Origin of the sequence: Chryseobacterium taiwanense, assembly GCF_000813825.1 — a bacterium.
In the GTDB taxonomy this organism is placed as follows: domain Bacteria; phylum Bacteroidota; class Bacteroidia; order Flavobacteriales; family Weeksellaceae; genus Chryseobacterium; species Chryseobacterium taiwanense.
The window spans coordinates 77,984-100,496 of record NZ_JWTA01000002.1 but is presented as its reverse complement, the minus strand read 5'-3'; the positions used below and the strand labels follow the sequence as shown (position 1 = coordinate 100,496).

Sequence of the window (22,513 nt, the reverse complement as noted above, 5' to 3'; positions counted from 1 at the left end):
TGTTTTTTAATGTCCAAAAATATCTTTTAAACTCACTTCTTTAAAGGTTCCCATCTGATCTACCGCTTCCCTATTCAGGTTTTCTTTTTTCCCGATAATAGCGGTATTGAAATGAATTGGTTTGATTTCTGTATTATAAAACTGTTTCAGATCATCAAAATTCAGGCTTTGAATCTGCTGATAAATATCTTTTCTGAAATCGTAATGAATATTCAGCTTTTTCAGTCTCAATGTATTAAAAAAGATATTAGTTCTGGTGATTCTTGTTGATGCAATCTGTTTCAAGGCCGCATTTCTGGCATTTTCAAACTGACTTTGAACTTCAGGAAGTTCGCTCATCAATTCCGTCATCGTATCTACTGCAATCTGTAATTTATCCGGCTGTGTTCCGATATATGTTGTGATATAATCCGGATGATTCAATTCTGAATTAGCAGAATACGAAACATAAGCAGAATAGGCTAAACTTTTACTTTCTCGGATTTCCTGAAATACGATGGATGATAATCCTCTCCCGAAATATTCATTAAAAACATTAATTTTTCCAAAGTTTCCAATATTTACCGAATGTCCTTTTCCCACCTTGCTCATTTCCATTTGTACCATGTCATAGTTGGTAAAATATACATTTCCAATGGTTTCCTGTTCAGGATATTGTTTCGGTTCCGGAACTGAAAGACTTTCGTTCTCCGTATATTTTCCGATATAAGCTATAAAGCGTTCAAAATCTTTCCCGTAGAAAAATATCTGATAAGGAAATTTGAACAGGTTTTTCATTCTGTCGGTAAAGACTTCAACATTAGTGTTTTCAAGTTCTTCTTTTGAAATAATATTGGTAAAACGTGACGATTCTCCCAACTTTGCATAGTTCGTCAAAGCCGACATAATTCTTCCTTTATCCTTTTTTACCGCTGCCCTGTTTTCAAGAATGGTTTCGACAAATTGCCCGTAAATTTCCTGATCAGGTTTTACCTCATACATCCAGTGTTGCAGCAGTTTAATTCCTTTTTCAATATTCTCTTCTAGTCCGCTTAAAGAAACCAGAAGCTGATCATTGGTTGTTTTAAAATCATTTGAAACCCCAATTTTAAAGAATTCTTTTTTCAGATCTTCGGGCGAAAACTGATCTGTTCCCAAGTATTGAAGAATCTGGGTAGAAATTCCCAAATCACGGTCATGATCACTTCCTAAAGGAAAAATAAAATGAACCTGCGCGATGTCATTGTACTTATTTTTAACGAAGCTTAACTTTTTGTCTTTAACAACGTCTGTTTTTATTTTTTTCTGATAATCAATAAATTCAGGAGTAATATCTTCCGTTTTCTCGGCTAAAATCTGCTGTAAAAATTCAGACTGTGCTTCACGATTGATTTTCACCGGAGTAATTCCCGGATTCTCCACTCGGATCAGTCTGTCATTGATTCCTTTTTCTTTGTAAACAATGACATAATTTTCCTTAAAGAACTCATTTGCAAAAGCTACTACGTCTTCTTTCGTGAAACCGGCATATTCATCCATTTCGTTGAGTTCCTCTTCCCAAGTTCTTCCTTTAATGTAAGTATCATAAAGATTGGTTGCCAACCCGTCTGCAGTTTCCAATGTTTTCATTCGCTGCAGCTTAAAGTCGTTGATAATGGCAGGAAGCATCCAATCTGGAAAATCGCCTTTTTTCACCAATTCAATCTGCTCCAAGACCAATTCTTTAGCTTCATCTAGAGTTTGTGTTTCTTTAGGAACGGCAACGATTGAAAAATATCCGTATTGTTTTAATCCTACCGAAAAAGCCTGTCCCCAAAGTAATTTTTGAGTCTGGTTAATATTTAAATCCATCAGTCCGGCCTCTCCTCTATTGCTCAGAATATTCGCTACAATATCTGCTAACATAGATTCACGAGTTCCGTAACTTTCCGTTCTCCAAGCCAATTGTACTCTTGGTGTAGTCGGACTTTTTACGGTTCTTTTAACAATTTCAGTAATAGGTTTTTCTGTAACCGGAGTCTTTTTCGGAAGCTCTCTGTAAGGAATTACCCCAAAATACTGATCTACAAGCTGAATAGTTTCTTCAAAATCTAAATCTCCAACTAAAACTACTGCATAATTATTAGGTACATAATACTCATCAAAATATTTGTGAATCGCCTTCATCGAAGGATTTTTCAAATGTTCTGGTTTTCCTAATGTCGTCTGTTGTCCGTTCGGATGGGTTGGAAACAGCGCATCCATCAGTTCATAATTCACCAGTCTCGAGTCATTATCCTGCGCACGGTTGAATTCTTCATACACAGATTCCAGTTCGGTATGAAAAAGCCTTAAAACAATTTCTGAAAATCGTTCTTTTTCAACTTTCAGCCACTTTTCAAGCTCATTATTCGGAATATTGTTCTTATACACCGTTTCATCAAACCAGGTATGTGCATTGGTTCCTGTTGCTCCCAACGAAGAAATTACCTTATCATATTCATTGGCAATTGCATATTGGCTTGCTTCCTGAGAAATTTCGTCTATTTTTTTATAGATGGCTTTCTTTTTCTCAGTGTCAGATTCAGCCTTATGTTGCTCATACAATTCTGATATCTGATGTAATAATTCACTTTCCTTTTCCCAGTTCTGGGTTCCAATCTTTGATGTTCCTTTAAACATCATATGTTCAAGGTAATGTGCTAATCCTGTATTATCAGAGGGATCATTATTACTTCCCGTTCTCACCGGAATATAGGTCTGAATTCTTGGTGCATCAAAGTTTTGGGCTAAAAAAACCTTTAAGCCATTCTTTAATGTGTAAATTCTTACTTTATTTTCGTCATTAGAAATTGTGATATACTCGTAATTATTGGGATCTGTATGAATTGTTTCGTTGTATCTTCCGTTGGTCATAAATAAACTCGTTTTCACTCTTTAAAACAAGAATGTATACAAATGTAAGGAATCAAAAAAGAACCTCTGAAAATTTCCTGAATATTGCATCTATTATAATGATTGTAAAATGTTAAAATTTTATTTTGTATTCTCTATCGCTTCCATAAAATGTTTTAAATTTGAATGAATATCTTTTCAACTTTTAAAATGACTAATAATCTACTCCCTTTTTTCATCGCAGCCTTGATCTTATTTCCAATTGCTTTAGGTATTTATTTCTCTATTGAAAAGCAAAAGATTTTGACACGTTGTAAACTCACAAACTCCAGAGAACTGCAAAATATTTATGGAACAACTGTCACAGATAAAGGTTTTTTAAATTGGAATTTAGAATTTAATACTTTTGATGTACTTATTAATGATAATTCTATTTTTCTATTTGTAAAGGCCTATGGATTTATTCCTATACGAATTACTAATTTATTGTTTTCACGATCTGATGTAAATCATACTAAAAAACCTACTCTTCTCAGAGAATATAAAATTAATCATGACAGCGTTCAATTTGTCTATTATCCTCGTCATTTGATGAACCGAAGCAGAAAAGTAACCTTGCAAAAATTAAGACCTGATGAAGTTTCCATGTTTGAGAATTTATTGAATGGTAAAAGCAGAAGATCTTATTAATCTTAAACTTTAAATATAAAAGAAAATTCAAACTTATAATCAATAAACATGTCAGCAACATTCTTCCCAACCCCACAAGAGTTCCGAAACTGGCTTGAGGAAAACCATCAAAACGAAAAGGAGCTTCTCGTTGGATTTTTCAAGGTCGGAACAAAAAAGCCTTCTATGACCTGGTCTGAATCTGTGGATCAGGCGTTGTGTTTTGGCTGGATAGACGGGGTGAGAAAGTCGATTGATATTGAAAGTTACAGCATCCGTTTTACTCCCCGAAAACCTACAAGTATTTGGAGTGCTATCAATATTAAAAAAATTGAAGACCTCACAAAAGCTGGTTTAATGACTCCTCAAGGATTGAAAGCTTTTGAATTAAGAAAAGAAGAAAAGTCTGCCATTTACTCTCACGAAAAAGAACCAGCAACACTGAATGCAGAATTTGAAAAGCAATTTAAAGCGAACAAAAAAGCGTGGGAATTTTTTAACAATCAAGCCCCGTCTTATAAAAAAGTAATACTCCACTGGATTATGAGCGCCAAACAGGAGAAAACAAGATTATCGAGATTGGAAAAGACAATCACGGAAAGTGAATTGGGAAAAAGAGTTTTGTAATGAATCGTATTTTAATAATTTTCATTCTATTATTTCTTACATCTTGTACAAAACAAGAAAATATTTCTTTTCATCAGCTGGAAGTTGGAAAAGTAAAGTTTGAATATCCATCTGATTGGAAACTGACAAAAATGCAAAGTATTGATTCATATTTCTCTTATCTCTCAAAAAATGGGGATACAATTTGTATCGTATACGGAATGTATAATTCTAAAATATATAAAGACTCAATAAGAGATAATATCTTAAAGCAGATTACAATCGATGGTAAAGAAGCTGTTTTTGAAATTTCAAAAAACAGAAATTTTGCTTCAATTTATATTCCTAAAGTAGATTCTACAGTTGGTTTGTATATGTTTAATAAAAAGGGAAATATTCAGGACGTTTTAGATATTTATAAAACAATTAAACTTGGAAAATCTATACGAAAAACACCATTAAAATTTAACTTTAAAGAAAATACAGCTCCGAATTCACTACCGGGGATAGTTGTTTATGAAAATAATTGTTTAAGTTGTCATTCTGAATTTCGATATGAAATAGGTCCTTCTTTAGATCAAAAATTCATTCAATCAAAAGGGAAATTCTGGCTTAAAAATTACCTTTATTCTAAGAAAAAAACTTTAGAATATAATATTGAATGCTCTCGGATTCAAAAGAAAGATTCTGTAACGACAAATGAGCTGCTGAAATATTTATTTCAACCTCTTTAAATTGTCAAATTCTTAAATGACCTCAAAGATTACTTTGCTTAAAATATTTATTATTATACCTTTGGTTTTTAAAGTAAAGTTTACATAGATGAATACAGAAGTACTAGATTTTTGGGTAGGAAATTTCAATAGCGAGGACGATTTTTACAATTTTGTAGAAGAGGATGAAAACTTTTATCTGGAAGAAGATTCTGATGATATTTTTGTTTCAAAGTTTGCAGAGTCTCAAAATACTATTTGGTTTGATCAGGATTTAATAGAATACGGTTTCGATGATTCCGATATGGGACTTTTTGAAAAGTTTGCGGAGTTTTCTTTTGCAGAAGAATGGCTTCCAATATTGATCCAGAAAATTAATGAAATGGACCTTAAGTTTGATATCAATTCATTAGTCTTTGTAAGCCAAGGCCAAATTCCTAAGCCTACATCCATAGAAAACGATTATTTTTCTTTGACCTATCTGGGCGGAATAGAATTTGAGTATTAATCACAACACAAAATATATATATATATGAAAAAAACGTTAGCAGTATTTCTTTTACTGCTCTTTACCACTGTATTTTCCCAAACCAAAAGATTTATTTATGAGTTAGGAATCGTACTCAATGGTAAGGAGAAAAAAATGAATATGGTTCTGGACATCGACAAGGATTTTGTAAAATTCTACGATTACAAATTTCTTGAAATGGATTCTATCAGTAAGAAAACCGGACAAAATTGGCAAGCCAATACATTGAGTGATCAGTTGATTATCCGAAAAGCCAATTCATTCGAAAACCAGTCTTTTCATGACAATATGTATGACTATTTCGTCATCAATTCTACTGATAAAATGAACTGGAAAATCGGTACTGAAACAAAAAAAGCGGATCAATACACTCTGCAAAAAGCGACAACGAATTTCGGAGGAAGGGAATGGACGGCATGGTTTTCCACAGAAATTCCTTTTCAGGAAGGACCTTATAAGTTTAAAGGATTACCCGGACTTATTTTTGAACTTTCGGATGTAAATAATGATTTTAAATATAAGCTTATAAAAAACATCAATATTCCGGAAAACTATTCTACACTTAACTTTCTGGAAACTCATTACGGTAATAAGCCTATTCCTGTAAGCCTTAAGCAATATCATAAGGTAAAACTTGATTATTATGCCGATCCTGTAAAAGACATGAGTAACAGCTTAAAAAGTGGCGGAACCGTTATTATTTCAGGAGAAAAGATAACCACTCAGGATCAGCTTGATCAAAAAAAGAAACATCTTCAAAGTATGATTAAGCAATATTATAATCCTATAGAAAAAGATAAGGCAATTCCTTATCCTGCGACCTAATATTAATCTTCATCAATAAAAAACCCCTGAAATGAATAATTTCAGGGATTTTTATATGTTTTTAAAGTAAATTAATGTGCTTCCAGCCAGTTATTTCCTACTCCAATTTCCACCAACAAAGGAACCTGCGTTTCAATAGCATTTTCCATTTCCATTTTAATGATATTGGTAGCGACTTCAATTTCATCAATTGGCGCTTCAAACACCAATTCGTCATGTACCTGAAGTAACATTTTGGTCTGAAGTTTTTCTTTTTCCAGCTCTTTTTGAATCTTGATCATGGCCATTTTCACTACGTCTGCGGCACTTCCCTGAACCGGAGCATTTACCGCATTTCTTTCAGCATGACCACGAACAACAAAGTTGTTGGAATTAATATCCTTTAAATGACGTTTTCTTCCTAAAATAGTTTCAACATACCCTGTTTCGCGGGCTTTGTTAACCTGTTCAGCCATATATTCTTTCAACTTCGGATACGTTTCAAAATAGGCTTCGATCATCTGCTTTGCTTCTGTTCTTGATAAACCGGTTTGCTCAGCTAGTGCAAAAGCTCCCTGTCCGTAGATGATCCCAAAGTTTACCGTTTTTGCCTGGCTTCTCTGTGTTTTTGAAACTTCTTCCAACGGAATTTTAAATAATTTCGCCGCTGTAGAAGCGTGAATATCTTCCCCATCCTGAAACGCTTTGATCATATTATCTTCTCCCGAAATTTCTGCAATTAAACGTAATTCAATTTGTGAATAATCGGCAGAAATAATCTTTTTCCCTTCACCGGAAACAAAGGCTCCACGAATTTGCTGACCTCTTAATGTTCTGATCGGAATATTCTGCAAATTGGGGTTTACACTCGCCAAACGACCTGTTGCAGCCGTCGTTTGAGAAAAATTGGTATGAACACGGTTATCCGTTTTTTCGATCTGTGACGGCAATGCATCTACATACGTTGATTTTAATTTCTGATAGGTTCTGTATTCAAGAATATGCTTGATAATTTCATGCTTTGAAGCCAGTTTCTGAAGGACATCTTCCGAAGTTGCATACTGCCCAGTTTTTGTCTTTTTCGCTTTCGGATCAAGCTGCATTTTTTCAAATAAAATATCTCCCAACTGTCTTGGTGAGTTCATATTGAATTCTTCTCCTGACAATTCGAATATTTTTAATTCTAATTGTTTTAAGTCATTTTCCAGATCAATGCTTTCCTGAGCCAGCCATTTTTCATCCAGAGAAATTCCCGCCAGTTCCATTTTTGCCAAGACCTCCATCAAAGGCATTTCTATACTGAAGAATAAGTCTTCTAAGTTTTCCTTTTTTAATTGAGGAGCAAACAATTCGTATAACTGGAACGTCACATCAGCATCTTCTGCCGCATAATCTGTCTGAGTTCTCAAGTCCGCATCTCTGAAATTGCCCTGCTTTTTCCCTTTCTTACCGATAATAGTTTCTATGGAAACGGGTTTATAATTCAGATAAACTTCTGAAAGATAGTCCATTCCGTGTCTTCCGTCCGGATTGAGAAGGTAATGCGCGATCATAGTGTCGAACATAGCTCCTTTCACGGTAATATCGTATTGTTTAAGTATTTTATAATCGAATTTTAGATTGTGGGCAACTTTTACCAAATCTTCTTTCTCGAAGAAAGGTCTGAAAATTTCCAAGGTTTGTAAAACTTCTTCTCTGTTTTCAGACAAAGGAATGTAATATGCCAATCCTTTTTTATAAGAGAAACTCATTCCTACCAGTTCAGCTTCCAATTCGTTCAGAGAAGTCGTTTCTGTATCGAAACAAACCACTTGCTGCTTCAATAAATTACTCACTAACATCTTCTGAGCTTTCGGATTATCAACAAACTGATATAAATGATCATTATGATCAATAGTTGATTTTGTAGATGTTGCCTGTTCCAGTTCTTCATAGGTTGCAAAAAGATCCAACTGACCGACTGCCTGTGCCACTTTTTGTTGTGGAGTCGTTTCTGCTACAGCTACTTCAACCTCAGCAGCAACAGTCGTTGTAACCGTTGTCGGAGCAAAAGCACGATAAAGATTTTCGTATAATCTTGTGAATTCTATTTCTTCAAAAACGGCTTTTGCCTGCTCAAAATCAGGAGTTTCCAGATCGTACTGTTCCTGGTGAAATTCAATAGGAACATCACAGATGATAGTTGCCAATTTTTTAGATAAAATTCCGCGTTCTGCAGATGCTTCTATTTTTTCTTTTATTTTTCCTTTTAGCTGATCTGTATTGGCTAAAAGATTTTCAATGCTTCCAAATTCTTTCAGAAATTTCATAGCCGTTTTTTCTCCGACTCCATCCAATCCCGGAATATTATCGACCGCATCCCCCATCATCGCTAAATAATCAATCACCTGCTTCGGATTTTCGATTTCATATTTTGCTTTGACTTCTTCTACTCCTAAAATCTCAATTTCGCCACCTTTTGAACTCGGCTTATACATTTTAATTTTATCGGTAACCAATTGAGCGAAATCCTTATCCGGAGTTACCATAAAAGTGGTATATCCTTCTTTTTCGGCTTTACAGGCAATAGTTCCGATGACATCATCGGCTTCATATCCTTCCACTCCCAAAATAGGAATATGCATGGCTTCCAGAATTTTATGAATGTATGGAACTGCAATTTTAATGGCTTCAGGGGTTTCACTTCTGTTGGCTTTATACTCCGCAAAATCCTCTGTTCTTACACTTGCTCTCCCAACATCAAAAACAACGGCCAAATGAGAAGGTTTTTCTCTTCGAATCAATTCTATCAGAGAGTTTGTAAAACCAAAAATGGCAGAAGTATCCAGTCCTTTGCTTGTAAGTCTCGGGTTTCTGATCAATGCATAATATCCTCTAAAAATCATTGCATAGGCATCGATGAGAAATAACCTTTTATCTTGAGTTGCGTCCATATTTTCCATAAAGAACAAATATAAGAAAAAAGTGTTTTTCCTTTGTGCCTTGGAATAAAAAGAACCAGAGATTGAAAGCGGAAAAAACTTATAAGTGTTGGTGTTTTTACGAATCTTTATTTCAGATAAAAAATGAGATAAATAAATATTCCTATGAGAATTAAAACTGCTATTCCTAAGAAAATATAAGGCATTGCTGAGAAGATCTTCAAAATATAATCTTTCCCATTTATTTTCTTTTTATCAGGAATTTTTGCGTTTAAGGTATCTTTTATGATCGTATAATTCTTGCGATCACTGTCAGTTACTATACTAAATTCTGCCCAAGTTAACAGTGAGCAAAAGGATTGTTTTTTATTATTTATTCTTAATATATAACCACCTCTTTTATTAATAAAATGGTAGATATTATAGCTGTGAATGTCTGCGTATTTTGAATTATAAACTACTTTATCTTTATTAAAAATTTCTATTTCATCATCTTTTAGAATAATATCAATAAGATAAGTACCACTTTTTACAATTAAAAAATTAATACCGCCTACGATAGAAAGACAACCTATTATAAATACCGTTTGTATGGTTGTATTCTGTAATTTATATGCATATGATGCAATGAAATATAACGGAATGACTGATGCAACAAGATTAATAATAAAAATCCTCCAATCAACTTTCCTAACCGTTATTTTTTTCATTTCTACCAGTGCATTTGATATCAATATTATATTTTTTGTGAATGTTGAATGGAATCTAGAATTTTAAAATTGACAGAGGTATCATATCCTAATGTCTTTGCTTTTTCTAAATACAATTTGGCTTTCTCTATATTTCCTGAATATAGATAGCTCATTCCCAACGAAACTAAAAGTTTATTGTAATCCTCAGTTCCTTTTTTATAATTGAGATCGTAGGCTTTTTGTAAATGTTGAACTGCATTTGTATAATCACCTGTTTTTAAATATGAAGATCCCAAAGCTACCCATACATCCGGATGTTTATTTTTATCCACATGATTGAAATTAAAAATAGCCATTTCAAATTGATTTTTTTCATAAGCTTCCCAACCTGCTTCGTATGATTTTGTATCGGCAGAAGTAAAGAAATTGTTTTTAATAATGACTATTAAAATTCCAAGAGCAATAAAGCCAATGATAATTTGTAGCAATTTTTTCATTTCTAAATAATTAAATTAATAACAAGAAGGATAAAAAATACAATTTGATAACCTCCTATTTTTCCTTCTAAATTCTTATCCTGATTTTTATCTATTGACATTTTAAATATCTTTTTAAAAATAAAAAATAGGAGATAGGGTAAGATAAGTAAAATAAACGCGATCAGAATGGAATAATTATACTTCCAAATATCTAAGAATAGTAAGAATATGTTTGATTCGGAATGTATTGTTCTTAATCCAAAAAACGGAATGGGTTCTATTTCATTCAACTTATTTCCTAAAATATCTTTTTTATGGTGTATTTGATTATTTTTAATTTTTTCATCATCTTTTTCACGAATGTAAAAGGATATATTCTGTACAAGGGCTTTCTTATCTATTCCCCACATCCATGTATTAATTCCTTCTAAAATCCCTGGATATTTGCGACTGATTCTTATATTATCTTTGACAAAATTATAGGTAACAGTGGTACTTCTTCTGCTTGAATACACCGTACTTTGGTTTTCTGCTTTTTCCCAAGCCAGATATTTAATATTTACAAAATCACCTGCACTTATAATTATAGAGTATATAAAATACAATAGGCTCAACAATAAGGTAAATAGATATATTCTTGATTCTGTCGTTCTTTTCATAAAATATTAATCTTTCCCTGCCAATACAGTTATTTTTGCTCTTGCTGCAGCTTCTTCTTTTTGCAATGCTTCTATTAAATCTTCAGATTGTCCTTTTAGAATAAAATTGGTCACTCCTTTATAAGCATCCTGTAACAATCCCATAACGATACCTCCTCCTTTGGGTCCATCTTTAGAAAATGTAGGAAGTCCTTTTTGATCTAAATATGTATTTTTTACCGCATTCCCCATCGTAGAAGGAATATCAGATCTTGTTAATGGTGAATATTGTGAGTTCGTAGTGGTAGAAGTTCGTTCCACTTCCTGATATCTTCCTCCATAATCCTGATCAATTACATTTGTACCTTGAGTATTGGTAGGATTTCTTCCTTCAATAGCACCTTGTACTCTTCCCGATTCATTATAGGTTGTGGGGCCGTGTTCTTCTATATCATCTAATCGAACGGAAGTTGATCTTTCCGTCATACTATATTGAGACGTTCGGTCTCCAATAGTCTCCCTTCCCGGACCATTTGCCCCTCCTACATCATTTGTATGTTCATAAATGGCTTTATCTCCATCACCATTCGCTAATTTTTGGTTTTCAATGAGTTTCTCTGGGTCAGATTCAAATCCGTCTACATAGGTTTTCAATGTTGTTCCGTCTCCTGTAGGAATCTGTGAATACACCCACCCTTTTCCTTGGTCTACCCCGTATCCTATTCCGTAAGCAATTCCGGTTGTTAGCCCAACTCCTCCAAGATAATTAGCTCCGGCACCCCATCCAAAAGTGGCTACTGTTGCTTTTGCTGTTACCGCTGTACTTCCAATTGCTGCTAATGCAGGATATAATACATAAGACAAGGCTATCACTCCTACTACATTAATTGCTGTTTTTCCAATGGTAAGATCTGTAAATTCATCAGCTGCTTTTTCGGAATACAATATCATCACATTTCCTCCCAACATACAGGGAATCTGGGAATTTTCCAACAAAGGATGTCTTCCCACTGTAAGAACATTGGTATCATACGGAGTCCATTTTTTGAGTAACATTCCACAAATGGAAGGAATCATAGAAACTCCTGCTCCTACCGCCGCTCCTGCTGCTGCAACTGCTGCAACCGCCAATGCACCTCCTGTAAGAACTGAACCCGCAACAAGTGCCAAACCTAGAACAGCACCTGCAATAGCACCAATCAGCATCATCTTTCCACACATGAAATTACCACCGGGACGATCATCAATGGTCGCTTTTAAATATCCTCCAGCTATGGTTACCGTAGATTGACTCGTAACTTTTATCTGCTGTTTTTTCATTCCATTAGAACATACTAACCATGCTCCATCCGGTACGTATAACTTTGACATAATTTTAGTTTTTTTTCAATTCTATCACATGTTCCATAACATAGCTGTAACTGGAGCCCGTTTGTTCTTTAATTTTAGAATTACATGAAATCATTTTCCCCGTTTGTATATCATAGTGATATTCTACTGCCCAAGTGAATGAATATTTATATTCTTCCTGAAAAAAAGGTTTTAATTTCTCATTATAAATACTTTTCAAATGATCATTTTCAGAATGATTTTGCTCAGAAAGTAATTTAATCTTCATCATCTGATGCTCTTTTTCTACTTTCTTTTTGGTGGTAATATTTACTTTTTCATTACTGAAAATTTGAGAGACATATGATTTTTTTTCTTCTTCATTAAATGTATCCGAAATTTCATGTTCTTTATACACATCAGGAAAAAAAAGATTGTACAAAGTATTATTCTTTATAATAGGAAGACTTTCTGAAAAATCTTTATCTCCACTTTCAAGCATATTTTGCTCTTCCAAAGTATTGCCAAGCTGCGGAGTAAGTTCTTTTTTCAAACTTTGCCAACGCTGATTGATCTCTTGCTGATTGGTAAGTTCTTCAATATTTCCTTTTTCTGAAAGTTTCAAAACTAAATTTTCCAATGGCTCATTAAACTTCTGCATATATTCTGCTAAAGCACGATAAATAGATTTGATATATTTTACCTCATGTGACTCTTGTTTTAAATGTGCCAAAAAGCTATTCCCGTTTTTTGTTTTCTTATGATTCCAGAGTATCTCTGTTTCAGAATCTATCATGCTATTACCCGAAACCTGCATATCAATTTTTTGAGTAATTACATATCGGGTGGATTCGATTTCCTTTTGAGGAAAACTGATCGTGTTTGAAGATTCTTTTTTATGTTTTTTATATTTAAGATTTTCAATAGAGTCAGGTATCAGAATATGATCCGACCATTTTGGCAAGTTCATATTATTAATCTGATCGTGTAATTTTGAATTTATATTATGAAAGTTCATTAGTTCATCAATAGTAAGACCTAATTCTTCGGCTATTGATGGTAATGAATCTCCATTTTTAATAAAATACTTTTCCAAGCTTTTAACAATTATAAAAATTAATTTTCAACTACTTTATCTCCTGTAATCGTAGTATTTCCTTTGAATACGGCTTTAGCACTTCCAGAACCTTTCACGGTAGATGATGATGATCCTGTTACTTCGATATCTGTACTTGAAATAACAATTTTTTCTCCCGTGATTTCAATAAAGCTATTTCCAACTTTCAGGGTTACTTTTTGCGCTCCACTCAAGTCAATAACTCCATCTTTTCCCATGGTAAGTACACTTTGCCCTTTTCCTACATCTGTACAATGTTTTGTTCCTGCGTTTACGTTATTATTATTTCCAACATTTACAGTTTTATTGTTATTTGCATTGGTTTCGGAATTCCCTGCCCCATCAAAAAACATATTGGCGCCTCCCTGATCTTTAAGATTCATTGAACCTGCTCCGTTGTCATATTTGAGTTCGGCTCCACTTCTTCCGCTGAAGCTCATTACATTATTTCCGGTTCCTCCACCTGCACCAATGGCTCCGTGGAACATTCCTCCCATTACGAAAGGGCGGTCGGGGTGTTGATGAACAAAATTTACAATTACCTGATCATTCACTTCCGGAATAGACATGAAACCACGATTTTTATTTACTTTATCGCTGCTTCCTGCATCAGGAGACATTACGCGGATAAATTCGGTCGTAGAATTTCCATTTTGCCAATCGAATTGCACCTGTACTCTTCCTTGATTTAAAGGATCGGTATTAGAAATAACTTTTGCAAACTGAGGTTCTGCTTTTGGAAGATGGAATTCCGGACGGGGAATAAATCCTGTATCTGCCGCAATCGCTTCAAAATGCCCATCATAATATCCTCTTGCATCTACTTCATGAATAACACTGGTGATCATTAATTTGGTAAAGTATGACGTATCATTGGTATCTGTTTTACGCATCTCAATGTCTGCAATACAGCCCGGATATAAGAACGGAACTGTGGTAGTTGCCGATGTAATGAAAACTTCAGATGCCTTACTTCCTGCCGTTCCTTTCTGTGAAGCATCGATATCCATAAAAGATACTGCCTTTATAGGAGCTACTCTTAATGATGGAGTCTGGAAGGTTTTTTCTGAAATTTCATAGGCACGTTTTGCAATATCAGAAGTATGTTTAATGGTAGAATTTCCCGTAGTCAGTTTTTCATTTTTGCTGCTGTTATACCCATAGAAAGTAGGATTCACGTGCTGTGCTTTCATTTTTATCTTTACATCATTCACGCTGCTTCCATAAGTAAGTTTTACAGGTTTTTCCTGAGGTGGAAGTTTACCGAAATGAAGTACTTCTCCATCATAAAAAAACTGTTCTCCATAAGCTTCCGCCATTCTGGCTAAATAATTATAGTGTGTTTCTTCATATTGAGAACTATAGGTAACGTTTCCATATTTGGAATCTACTCTGTAATCATATTTATTTTGTCCGAGACCTTCTTTGATGATCTGGTCTGCAATGCTATTCAGACTTACTTCCTGAGCTCCGCCAAAGCTTTGGATATTGGGCGCAACATCTAAAAGAATTGTTGGGCTGTATCCCGTAAGAACAATATCTCCAAGACTTCCTTTTTCCTGGCTGAATCCTACTTCCGTAATTACCCCAACGAAGTTACGTTCCGGCCCTTCTACAACATCTTTATATTTAAAAATTACGGTAATTCTTTTCCCTAGAAAGTTTTGGGCTTCTTCCAAATTATGATTCTCTGCACTTCCTAATGTATCATGAGACAATGTAAGAGAAAACTCGTGATGTTTAACGGCGCTTTGCGTTAATTTAAAATGCTTGAAATGTTGTATTTCTTTTCCTTCTATTACGATATCAAGCTTCACCACACGGTTGATCCCAAGAATTTCACTTGTCGGAATGGCAGCAGCATTGTGAATTTTAGAAGTCGGTTGCTGAGCCCATACTTTTTGTTCATTCATAGGAGATGTACCTGAAGTGGAAATCTGATTCATCATACTTTGGGTATCCGTTTTCTTCAGTACATTTTCTTTAGCATCCTGTATATTCTTCTTAGCCTCATCTAAAAACTTCTCCTGCTTTACAACATTATGTTGTGCTTTCGTTGTTTTACTATCCTGAAACATAATATTTTGTGTTTTATTTGATTATTTTTTGAATTCAGTTTCTATTTAAATTTCCAAAGCATATATCACACCAAAATGGATTATTTTAAATAGAAATGAATTGAATAACTAAAAAATCACAAGATGTTTTACAATTTTTTTTCATCTCTCTTGAAACATCTGTATAGCATGAAAACAGAATAATCTGCTTGTTTGGCAGACTACCCTGTTTCAGTTTAATTTTTTAGTAAATTAGTTGATGGATACTAGCTTGATGGCCAAAGTCCTTCATACGCAGAATTACCATAATTGATTTTCTCTGCACTTACAATGAAGCTTACATACATAGAATTTTCGTCTACGGCATCAAAGTCTACTTCGTGCTGAATTACATATCCATTTTCCCAGTTCAAAGTAATCAATGTTCCTTCTTCGTGAGATTTGTTGAATGTAATTTCGCCACTTGTCGGTTTGTATTTTCCGTTTAGTAAGCTTTCCAGAATATCAGATTTTTCTGTTGCTTCTACGGTAAGTTTAATAATTGCGTTAGAAGGGTCTGAAGCTACTCTACCAGATACGTCTGTAGATCTTGATACGCTGTAGTTCAGCTTTAATAATTTTTGACCTTCGCCTCCGTTGAATTTTAAAATTCCTCTTGAATTTAGTGCCATGATCTGTAAATTTTAATCGTTAATATTTCGTGATTTGGTGATTTGATATTTCAAAGATAAAACCATACTCATCAATAAAAAAATTACAACGAGGCTTTTTCAGATTTTGTAGTAATTCTACGATTTGATGTCGTAATTCTACGATTCCAATGTAAAAACCTCGAAAACAAAATATTACGATTTAATATCTATTTTACTTCTTTTATAGATCTTGATAATATTTTATTCTTTCGCAAAAGAAAATCAGGCATCAAATCCATAGGAAGATACAAAGTACTTTCTCCTTTGTTTTGCAGTTCTTCTTCTATTCCGGGATTCCATGCCAGGATTTTATTCATATCTACTTTAAGCTCATCTGCAATGATTTTTAGGTTAAACCCTGCATTGATTTCAGTTTCGGATAAAGAACTATTATTTCTTCCGCTGCCTTCGTTTGCAAAGAAAACCGTATTAAGACGGGCATTGTTATAATCCGTCAAAACACTTTGCAACTCATCTGTAGCATAGCATGCATTCAAATATTTTTTAACATGATTAATGGTTTCATTCGGCAAGAATTTATAAAAAACATGGTATTGAGTTGATCCTGCTGCAGACATCGCTTTTGCTATATTTCCTTCACCACAATTGTATGCAGCTACTACCGTTACCCAATTATTATATTTCTTATATAAATTGGAAAGGGATACAACCGCCGTTTTTGTACTTTTATAAATATCATTCCGGTTTTGTTCAGAAAGTCCATATTGGTTGGCATGAGCGGTCATAAACTGCCAAACTCCGACTGCGCCCGTTCCCGAAGTGATATTTCTATTAAAATGCGACTCTATTAAAGCCAGATTTCTCAAATGCTTCGGTAATCCTTTTTGTGCAAGGGAATTTTCAATAAAATCAACAATCTCTTTATTGGCATTAATAATATTCTTGTATCTCTTTACGCTATTTTCCGAGGTATCTGAAGCGGAAAGAAACTGCCCATTCATAAAACAGACAGATCCTAACAACAGGAAACCTGTAAAAATATTTTTGAAATTTATTTTCATTTTGTATCAAATTAATCTTTACTAAAAACAGAATTTACTCTAAGTATCATTCTACTTTCCAGCTCAGTTTTTCCTCTTCTTGATTCCAGCCTACATGAATTGTCTGACCGGTTTTTACTTCTTCTCTTACAATCATTTTTGAGATGGGTCTTGCCAACTGAGATCTTATAACACCTGAGATCTGTCTCGCTCCATATTTGCTACTAAATCCTCCTAAAGCTAAGTTTTTAACAGCTTCATCAGAAATCTTCAATGTCATTCCCAGTCGAGATAATGAAGAATGCAATGATTTTAATTGAATAGTAAAAATTCTCTCAGCAATAGATTCTGTAATCGGTGCAAAAGGAATAATTTCTGTGATTCTCGCCAAAAATTCCGGTCTGAAACGTCCTGAATTTGACATGATCTGCATTAATGATTTTGATTCCGGAATAACTCCTTCTTCAAATTGCTTTACAATTTCTTCACTTCCGATGTTGGAGGTGAATAAAATTAAGGCATTGCTAAAATCCCCTTCTTTACCAAGCTTATCGTGAACTTTTCCTTCGTCCATGATCTGTAAAAAGACATCAAAAACAGAATGATGGGCTTTTTCAATTTCATCAAATAAAACTACGGTGTAAGGTTGTTGTCTGATTTTATTTACCAACATTCCTCCTTCTTCATATCCGACATATCCCGGAGGCGCACCGTATAAAAGTGCCGCTGAATGTTCTTCTTTAAATTCTGACATATCGAAACGAACCATTGCTTTTTCATCGTTGAAAAGCAATTCTGCCATAGATTTTGCAAGCTCTGTTTTTCCAGTTCCGGTAGGACCTAGAAGGAAGAACGAACCAATTGGCTGTCCCGGTTTGTTTAGTCCGCTTCGGTTTTCAACAATGGCATCTGAAAGGATTTTTAATGCATGATCTTGTCCTACAACCCTGTTCATTAAAAGAGACTCCATATTTAATAGTTTCTCTTTTTCCTGAGCCTGAATTTTCCCAATCGGAATGTTTGTTTTAGCTGCCATTACCGCCGCCAATTCCAAACGGTCCACTTTTTCTCTTTTTACTGAGGCGTGTTGCAAAAGTTCTGCGTAGGTATCTTCTATAATTTTCTGAATCTGATCTACCGGCATCGAATTATCAATTTGAGGTTGCTCACTTAGAGATCCCCATAAAATCGGACTGATTTTATCTCTTAATAAATTATACGTCCAGATCAGCTCATCTGCTTTGTCTTTTTCATCAAAAAATTCTTCTTGTAGAATTTCGTTGTATCTGATTTTCCAACTTTCCAGTTCTTTTTCTGAAAGTTCATCAAGCATTTTGATGGCCGCCATTGTCCTGTCTAACAAATCGATAGCCGCATCGGGTAATTTTTTACCTTTTGCATATCTTTTTGCTAAACGAACGCATTCAGGAAGTGCTGTTTTTTCAACTTCAATTCCGTGGTGTTTTTTATAACCTTCTAACAAAACGTCAATCATTTTAACGCATGTTTTTTCGTCAGGTTCATTTACGGTCAACACTTCAAAACGACGGTTGAAAGCCTGTTCCGGCTCGATGATTTTTCTGTATTCTTCCTGAGTTGTCGCTCCGATTACGGTGATTTCCCCTCTTGCTAATTCAGGTTTAAGCAAATTAGCAACGTTTCCTATGCTTCCTTTGGGATCTAAAAGGGTATGAATTTCATCAATAAAAAGAATGGCTTTTTCAATCTTTTTGCATTCATTGATTACTTTTTTCAATCGATCTTCAATCTCTCCTTTGTAAGAAGTTCCTGCTAATAAAGCTCCGGTGTCGAGTTCTAAAAGAGTTCCGTTTTTCAGCATATCAGGAACATTTCCTCTTGTAATTTCAATGGCAAAACCTTCGACTAAAGCTGTTTTACCGACTCCAGGCTCACCAATAATAATTACATTCGGTTTGCTTCTTCGGCATAGAATTTCAACCAACATTCTGAGTTCTTTATCTCTTCCGATAATGTTTTCCAACTCGCCTTTTCTCGCCTGAGCCGTTCTGTCGACGCAGTAACTTTTAATAGACGGGAAGGAATTATCTGAATAGTCAGATCCGTTTGAAAAAATGGAAGAGAAATCTCCGCTTTCTGAACTTTCGTATGGGGTATCTTTTCTGTATAAATTGAAAATCTCATGTTCTCTAAGAGGTAAAGATTTTAGTTGCTGCAAAGTAAACGCAACCTGCGGTTTTACAATAGCCGTAAGAATACATATTGGAGTAATCTCGTCTAATCCTAATTTTAAACGAATATCATCTGCTTCTTCTATAATATTATCTACAAAATCGTCTTCACCAACCTCATCAGGAAGGTGTGTTGTTTTCGGGTAATCTTCAATTCTTACATCGGCCCATTCGTAGAAATAACCCGGATCTTTATCTATACTTTTCAAAAACTCATTCAGCCCAATATCTTTATGCATCAAAGCCTGTAAGATGTGTGGCGCACCATATGTCCCGTTATAATTTTCTCTCGCTATAGACTGTGCAATGTGAAACAGTTGTTTTACTGTTTCATTGGTTACTAGTACTCCCATTTATGTTCTTTTCTATATTAATAATCTGTGTTTGTGATTGGTTGGTGTTTAACAGCAAAAATTAGGCAAATCTTCTTTGTCTAATCATTTTATCTTGTCATATATTTAAAAATTGTTTACTATTTATAAGAGTCTTTATACTTTACCTCACTTTTATAAACGCGTAAACTGTCTGCTTTCAAAGGTTCATTATTTAACAGCAGCTCAAAATTACTGTTATCTGCTGCTATTTTGAATTCTAACTGTTGTTTTCCCCCTGTTTTCTTAAATACTTCATTGGCAGTTTCCCAATTAAAGAAAGCACGTCCTTCAAAAGCTTCTCCTTTACCGGTTTCCCAATACATGGCAATTTCTTTTGGAACTGCTCTCTCTTTTAACGGAACATTGTCAATCCAAGGTCGTAATACAGCTTCTGCTTCTCCATTAAAATAGATAATATTCATTTCAAATCTTCTCAGAGTTTTATTTTCGGATGAAATAACTGGTTTCCAACTGTACTTAATTCTGTAATCTTCCCATTCTTTCGGAGAAATATCCTGGAATCTATTTTTCTTCATTTCTTCGCGAGTAACGGATAATTTAGAGAAAAATTTCTTTTCAAGATCTTTATCCTCTTTAATGATTTCCGCCTGAAATTTTCCCAATTCTATCTGTACACTTCGGAATCTCAGCCAAACAACGACCATCCCTTTCGGTGCAAAACCAAAAACCAATGTTGAAAAACTGTTATATGGATTTTCTGCTTCACTGAACTTTTCGCCTCTTCCCAAGTCTTTATATTCTTCCAAAGGTTTGTCATAAAGAAAAGCTTCTTTCTGAGCATAGGCTCGCTGCATATATTCTTTTACTTTATCCAGCGGAAAATCTGCTTTCAGATGGTAGAAAGTATCTTCATATCTTGAAAAATAAGTAATATCTGCCCCAATCGGAGTTCCGTATTGCTCTGTCCAGCCTTTCCCTGAAGTCCCCCAAGTTCCTGATGAGCTCCCATAAGGTAATGCCGCAGACGTTCCTTCTAACGTGATGATTTTATCTTCAACAGGAGTCACGATCATATTATTATTCGGGCTGCTAATTTCTACCTGAAATTCTGTTAACTTTTCTTCTTTCATTTTCTGACAGCTTATATTCTGGAAAAAGAGGATTAAAAAAAATAGTATTTTAAAAAAGGTTTTAGCCATTTTGTATGTTTCTTTTTCGATATTGTGCAGCAAGTGCACCTCTTGTTTTGGGAGCATTATCATTCGGACGTGCATCCAGACCTATTTGGTTGGCCTTTACAGACCAGTGAAGATACTTATTTCTGAGGGTTTTCAGATCATTTTCGCCAATATTTCCCAAATAAGAAAGTGCTTTTATGTCCGCTATATATTTTGATGCGGAAGGTTTTTTCCCTGCATTGTAATCATCCACATATTGGTTTCTAAGATTATTACAACTATTCATATATGAAGCCAGCTGACCGTAAATTCCTTTCAGAAATGAATCATTTATAGCATGATCTTCCGTAATTAAATCCTCAATATATTTCACGTCATTATCTTTGGAATAGTGAAACATTAAATTTAACGGAATTTTATCATATTTGTTAGATAAATCCCGTGTTCCCACCAAGCCATAATACAGTGATGCTTTGTTCCACCATCTATCATAATTCACTTCTTTTTGTCTGAAATATTTAATTTCAAGTTGCTTTTCGTTATACCAACCTTCTTCTACCACAATTTTTTTAAATTCCTCACATTCTTTGTGGGTATTTACGTTATCATAAGCGTCATAAGAATCACAATACAAAACAGAAATTTCCTGTCCTTCCCCATAAGAACCTCCAATATCGGAATGGACACCCGGAAGAGTAAATTCTAATCCGTACAGTCCTGTACTGTCAATATTCGTTAAATCAAAATTATCTCTATATTCATCATCTGCAGCTAATTGGAAAACAAAATTCACTTTGCCTCCTCCAATCGTATCGAGCCCTAATTGCTTGGTATCATTATCAATCCCCCAACCTCCTCTGTGATTCAATCCGTAGGAAGCAACGGTATCATACAAGCCTGCGAATCTGAATTTTATTTTATTTACTTTAAGCCCCTGTTCTAAAAGACAGGCTCCAAAATAGCCGTATTGATTGATAAATTTCTGCTGGGTTCCGTCTTTATCTTTAATAATAATCCTATCATTATTAATCATATCCGGCGGAAAAACCTGAATGATTTCTCTGGTAACATATGACATAAGTGCTTTGGAGTTAGCGACATGAATGAAATGTCTCGCTGCTGTTGCCCCTCTACTAAAGCCAAAAACATTGACTGTAAGAATATCAATGGGTTTAGTACTTCCTTTCAGCTTATCAACAATAGCTTCGGCTCCTTTTTTACAGCCTTTTGCCACTTTTGCAACGACTCCGGTGTCACCGGTTCCCTGAGCGACTCCTTTTAGAATACTGTCACTCTTCTTATCTTCTGTTCCGATACCTTCTATATACCAGGAAACCTGATTATCAGCATTAGGATCTATTGTATCATAACCTTTAGCAACGTTGGTAAACTCGTTGTTGTAGCTATCATCTTTATCACTGCTTGCTTCTTTGAAATCTCCACCAAGCCTTGTATTCGATTTATTATTTTGGGTTCCGTCAAAAAATAAGTTTAAACTGACATCAATCGTGTTAACAGGTTTATCGTTGGGATGGATTTTTTGAGCTTCACTATAACTGACTCCCGTTTCTTTTCCTTTTTGCTGAACGGATAGAGCACTATTATGAACTATGCCTTCTTTGGCATAGGTTTTATAATCTCCTCCCGTCTGCGTGACGACCTTCCCTTCTACAAAGTATTCGATGCTCAT

18 protein-coding genes are annotated in these 22,513 nt (G+C 34.6%); 5 read left to right on the top strand and 13 right to left on the bottom strand.

Annotation, left to right across the window (positions count from 1 at the left end):
• Positions 1-6: 6 nt before the first annotated feature.
• On the bottom strand, positions 7-2,874 hold the full coding sequence (locus RM51_RS02410; RefSeq protein ID WP_039364763.1) for a M16 family metallopeptidase: 2,868 nt from the start codon (positions 2,872-2,874) through the stop codon (positions 7-9).
• A 189-nt stretch (positions 2,875-3,063) separates the two neighbouring features.
• On the opposite strand from RM51_RS02410, the gene RM51_RS02405 reads away from it, so the two are divergent.
• From RM51_RS02405 to RM51_RS02385, 5 genes are all read left to right on the top strand, one after another.
• A complete protein-coding gene (locus RM51_RS02405) occupies positions 3,064-3,543 on the top strand; it encodes a hypothetical protein (protein WP_039364761.1) in 480 nt (159 codons plus the stop codon).
• Between the two features lie 48 nt (positions 3,544-3,591).
• Positions 3,592-4,149 carry a YdeI/OmpD-associated family protein gene (locus RM51_RS02400; RefSeq protein WP_039364759.1) on the top strand — a complete coding sequence of 186 codons (558 nt, stop codon included), beginning with the start codon at positions 3,592-3,594 and terminating at the stop codon, positions 4,147-4,149.
• Positions 4,149-4,862 (top strand): hypothetical protein, encoded by a 714-nt coding sequence (locus tag RM51_RS02395; RefSeq protein WP_039364758.1) that lies wholly within the window; start codon positions 4,149-4,151, stop codon positions 4,860-4,862. Before RM51_RS02400 ends, RM51_RS02395 begins: the two co-directional genes overlap by 1 nt.
• Before the next feature lie 88 nt (positions 4,863-4,950).
• The gene (locus RM51_RS02390) at positions 4,951-5,349 is read left to right on the top strand and encodes an immunity 22 family protein (RefSeq protein WP_039364756.1); all 399 of its coding nucleotides are present in this window, start codon (positions 4,951-4,953) and stop codon (positions 5,347-5,349) included.
• A 24-nt stretch (positions 5,350-5,373) separates the two neighbouring features.
• On the top strand, positions 5,374-6,195 hold the full coding sequence (locus RM51_RS02385) for a GLPGLI family protein (protein WP_039364754.1): 822 nt from the start codon (positions 5,374-5,376) through the stop codon (positions 6,193-6,195).
• Between the two features lie 71 nt (positions 6,196-6,266).
• Here RM51_RS02385 and polA read toward each other — a convergent pair whose 3' ends face one another.
• The 12 genes from polA to RM51_RS02325 form a co-directional block, all read right to left on the bottom strand.
• Positions 6,267-9,107 carry a DNA polymerase I gene (gene polA / locus RM51_RS02380; RefSeq protein WP_039364879.1) on the bottom strand — a complete coding sequence of 947 codons (2,841 nt, stop codon included), beginning with the start codon at positions 9,105-9,107 and terminating at the stop codon, positions 6,267-6,269.
• A gap of 116 nt (positions 9,108-9,223) precedes the next feature.
• Positions 9,224-9,805 (bottom strand): hypothetical protein, encoded by a 582-nt coding sequence (locus RM51_RS02375; RefSeq protein ID WP_131667039.1) that lies wholly within the window; start codon positions 9,803-9,805, stop codon positions 9,224-9,226.
• A 26-nt stretch (positions 9,806-9,831) separates the two neighbouring features.
• Positions 9,832-10,284 carry a tetratricopeptide repeat protein gene (locus RM51_RS02370; protein ID WP_039364750.1) on the bottom strand — a complete coding sequence of 151 codons (453 nt, stop codon included), beginning with the start codon at positions 10,282-10,284 and terminating at the stop codon, positions 9,832-9,834.
• 2 nt (positions 10,285-10,286) lie between these two features.
• Entirely contained in the window at positions 10,287-10,925 is a 639-nt protein-coding gene (locus RM51_RS02365) for a hypothetical protein (RefSeq protein WP_039364749.1), read from the bottom strand.
• Between the two features lie 6 nt (positions 10,926-10,931).
• On the bottom strand, positions 10,932-12,275 hold the full coding sequence (locus RM51_RS02360) for a PAAR-like protein (RefSeq protein ID WP_039364746.1): 1,344 nt from the start codon (positions 12,273-12,275) through the stop codon (positions 10,932-10,934).
• Between the two features lie 4 nt (positions 12,276-12,279).
• Positions 12,280-13,329 carry a hypothetical protein gene (locus RM51_RS02355; RefSeq protein ID WP_039364744.1) on the bottom strand — a complete coding sequence of 350 codons (1,050 nt, stop codon included), beginning with the start codon at positions 13,327-13,329 and terminating at the stop codon, positions 12,280-12,282.
• Positions 13,330-13,349: 20 nt separating this feature from the next.
• Positions 13,350-15,263, bottom strand: coding sequence for a type VI secretion system Vgr family protein (locus RM51_RS02350; RefSeq protein WP_394330993.1), 1,914 nt, complete (start codon positions 15,261-15,263; stop codon positions 13,350-13,352).
• Positions 15,264-15,673: 410 nt separating this feature from the next.
• On the bottom strand, positions 15,674-16,078 hold the full coding sequence (gene tssD / locus RM51_RS02345; RefSeq protein WP_039364742.1) for a type VI secretion system tube protein TssD: 405 nt from the start codon (positions 16,076-16,078) through the stop codon (positions 15,674-15,676).
• Positions 16,079-16,266: 188 nt separating this feature from the next.
• The gene (locus RM51_RS02340) at positions 16,267-17,121 is read right to left on the bottom strand and encodes a lytic transglycosylase domain-containing protein (RefSeq protein ID WP_039364740.1); all 855 of its coding nucleotides are present in this window, start codon (positions 17,119-17,121) and stop codon (positions 16,267-16,269) included.
• Between the two features lie 46 nt (positions 17,122-17,167).
• Positions 17,168-19,663 (bottom strand): ATP-dependent Clp protease ATP-binding subunit, encoded by a 2,496-nt coding sequence (locus RM51_RS02335; protein WP_039364738.1) that lies wholly within the window; start codon positions 19,661-19,663, stop codon positions 17,168-17,170.
• 119 nt (positions 19,664-19,782) lie between these two features.
• A complete protein-coding gene (locus tag RM51_RS02330; protein WP_228375766.1) occupies positions 19,783-20,775 on the bottom strand; it encodes a DUF2931 family protein in 993 nt (330 codons plus the stop codon).
• 61 nt (positions 20,776-20,836) lie between these two features.
• Positions 20,837-22,513 carry a T6SS phospholipase effector Tle1-like catalytic domain-containing protein gene (locus tag RM51_RS02325; protein ID WP_052248357.1) on the bottom strand — a complete coding sequence of 559 codons (1,677 nt, stop codon included), beginning with the start codon at positions 22,511-22,513 and terminating at the stop codon, positions 20,837-20,839.

Bases quoted from the DNA above. Each gene is read 5' to 3' on its own strand.
- RM51_RS02410 (WP_039364763.1), bottom strand. From the start codon at position 2,874: ATGACCAACGGAAGATACAACGAAACAATTCATACAGATCCCAATAAT.
- RM51_RS02405 (WP_039364761.1), top strand. From the start codon at position 3,064: ATGACTAATAATCTACTCCCTTTTTTCATCGCAGCCTTGATCTTATTT.
- RM51_RS02400 (WP_039364759.1), top strand. From the start codon at position 3,592: ATGTCAGCAACATTCTTCCCAACCCCACAAGAGTTCCGAAACTGGCTT.
- RM51_RS02395 (WP_039364758.1), top strand. From the start codon at position 4,149: ATGAATCGTATTTTAATAATTTTCATTCTATTATTTCTTACATCTTGT.
- RM51_RS02390 (WP_039364756.1), top strand. From the start codon at position 4,951: ATGAATACAGAAGTACTAGATTTTTGGGTAGGAAATTTCAATAGCGAG.
- RM51_RS02385 (WP_039364754.1), top strand. From the start codon at position 5,374: ATGAAAAAAACGTTAGCAGTATTTCTTTTACTGCTCTTTACCACTGTA.
- polA (WP_039364879.1), bottom strand. From the start codon at position 9,107: ATGGACGCAACTCAAGATAAAAGGTTATTTCTCATCGATGCCTATGCA.
- RM51_RS02375 (WP_131667039.1), bottom strand. From the start codon at position 9,805: ATGAAAAAAATAACGGTTAGGAAAGTTGATTGGAGGATTTTTATTATT.
- RM51_RS02370 (WP_039364750.1), bottom strand. From the start codon at position 10,284: ATGAAAAAATTGCTACAAATTATCATTGGCTTTATTGCTCTTGGAATT.
- RM51_RS02365 (WP_039364749.1), bottom strand. From the start codon at position 10,925: ATGAAAAGAACGACAGAATCAAGAATATATCTATTTACCTTATTGTTG.
- RM51_RS02360 (WP_039364746.1), bottom strand. From the start codon at position 12,275: ATGTCAAAGTTATACGTACCGGATGGAGCATGGTTAGTATGTTCTAAT.
- RM51_RS02350 (WP_394330993.1), bottom strand. From the start codon at position 15,263: ATGAATGAACAAAAAGTATGGGCTCAGCAACCGACTTCTAAAATTCAC.
- tssD (WP_039364742.1), bottom strand. From the start codon at position 16,078: ATGGCACTAAATTCAAGAGGAATTTTAAAATTCAACGGAGGCGAAGGT.
- RM51_RS02340 (WP_039364740.1), bottom strand. From the start codon at position 17,121: ATGAAAATAAATTTCAAAAATATTTTTACAGGTTTCCTGTTGTTAGGA.
- RM51_RS02335 (WP_039364738.1), bottom strand. From the start codon at position 19,663: ATGGGAGTACTAGTAACCAATGAAACAGTAAAACAACTGTTTCACATT.
- RM51_RS02330 (WP_228375766.1), bottom strand. From the start codon at position 20,775: ATGAAAGAAGAAAAGTTAACAGAATTTCAGGTAGAAATTAGCAGCCCG.
- RM51_RS02325 (WP_052248357.1), bottom strand. From the start codon at position 22,513: ATGAGCATCGAATACTTTGTAGAAGGGAAGGTCGTCACGCAGACGGGA.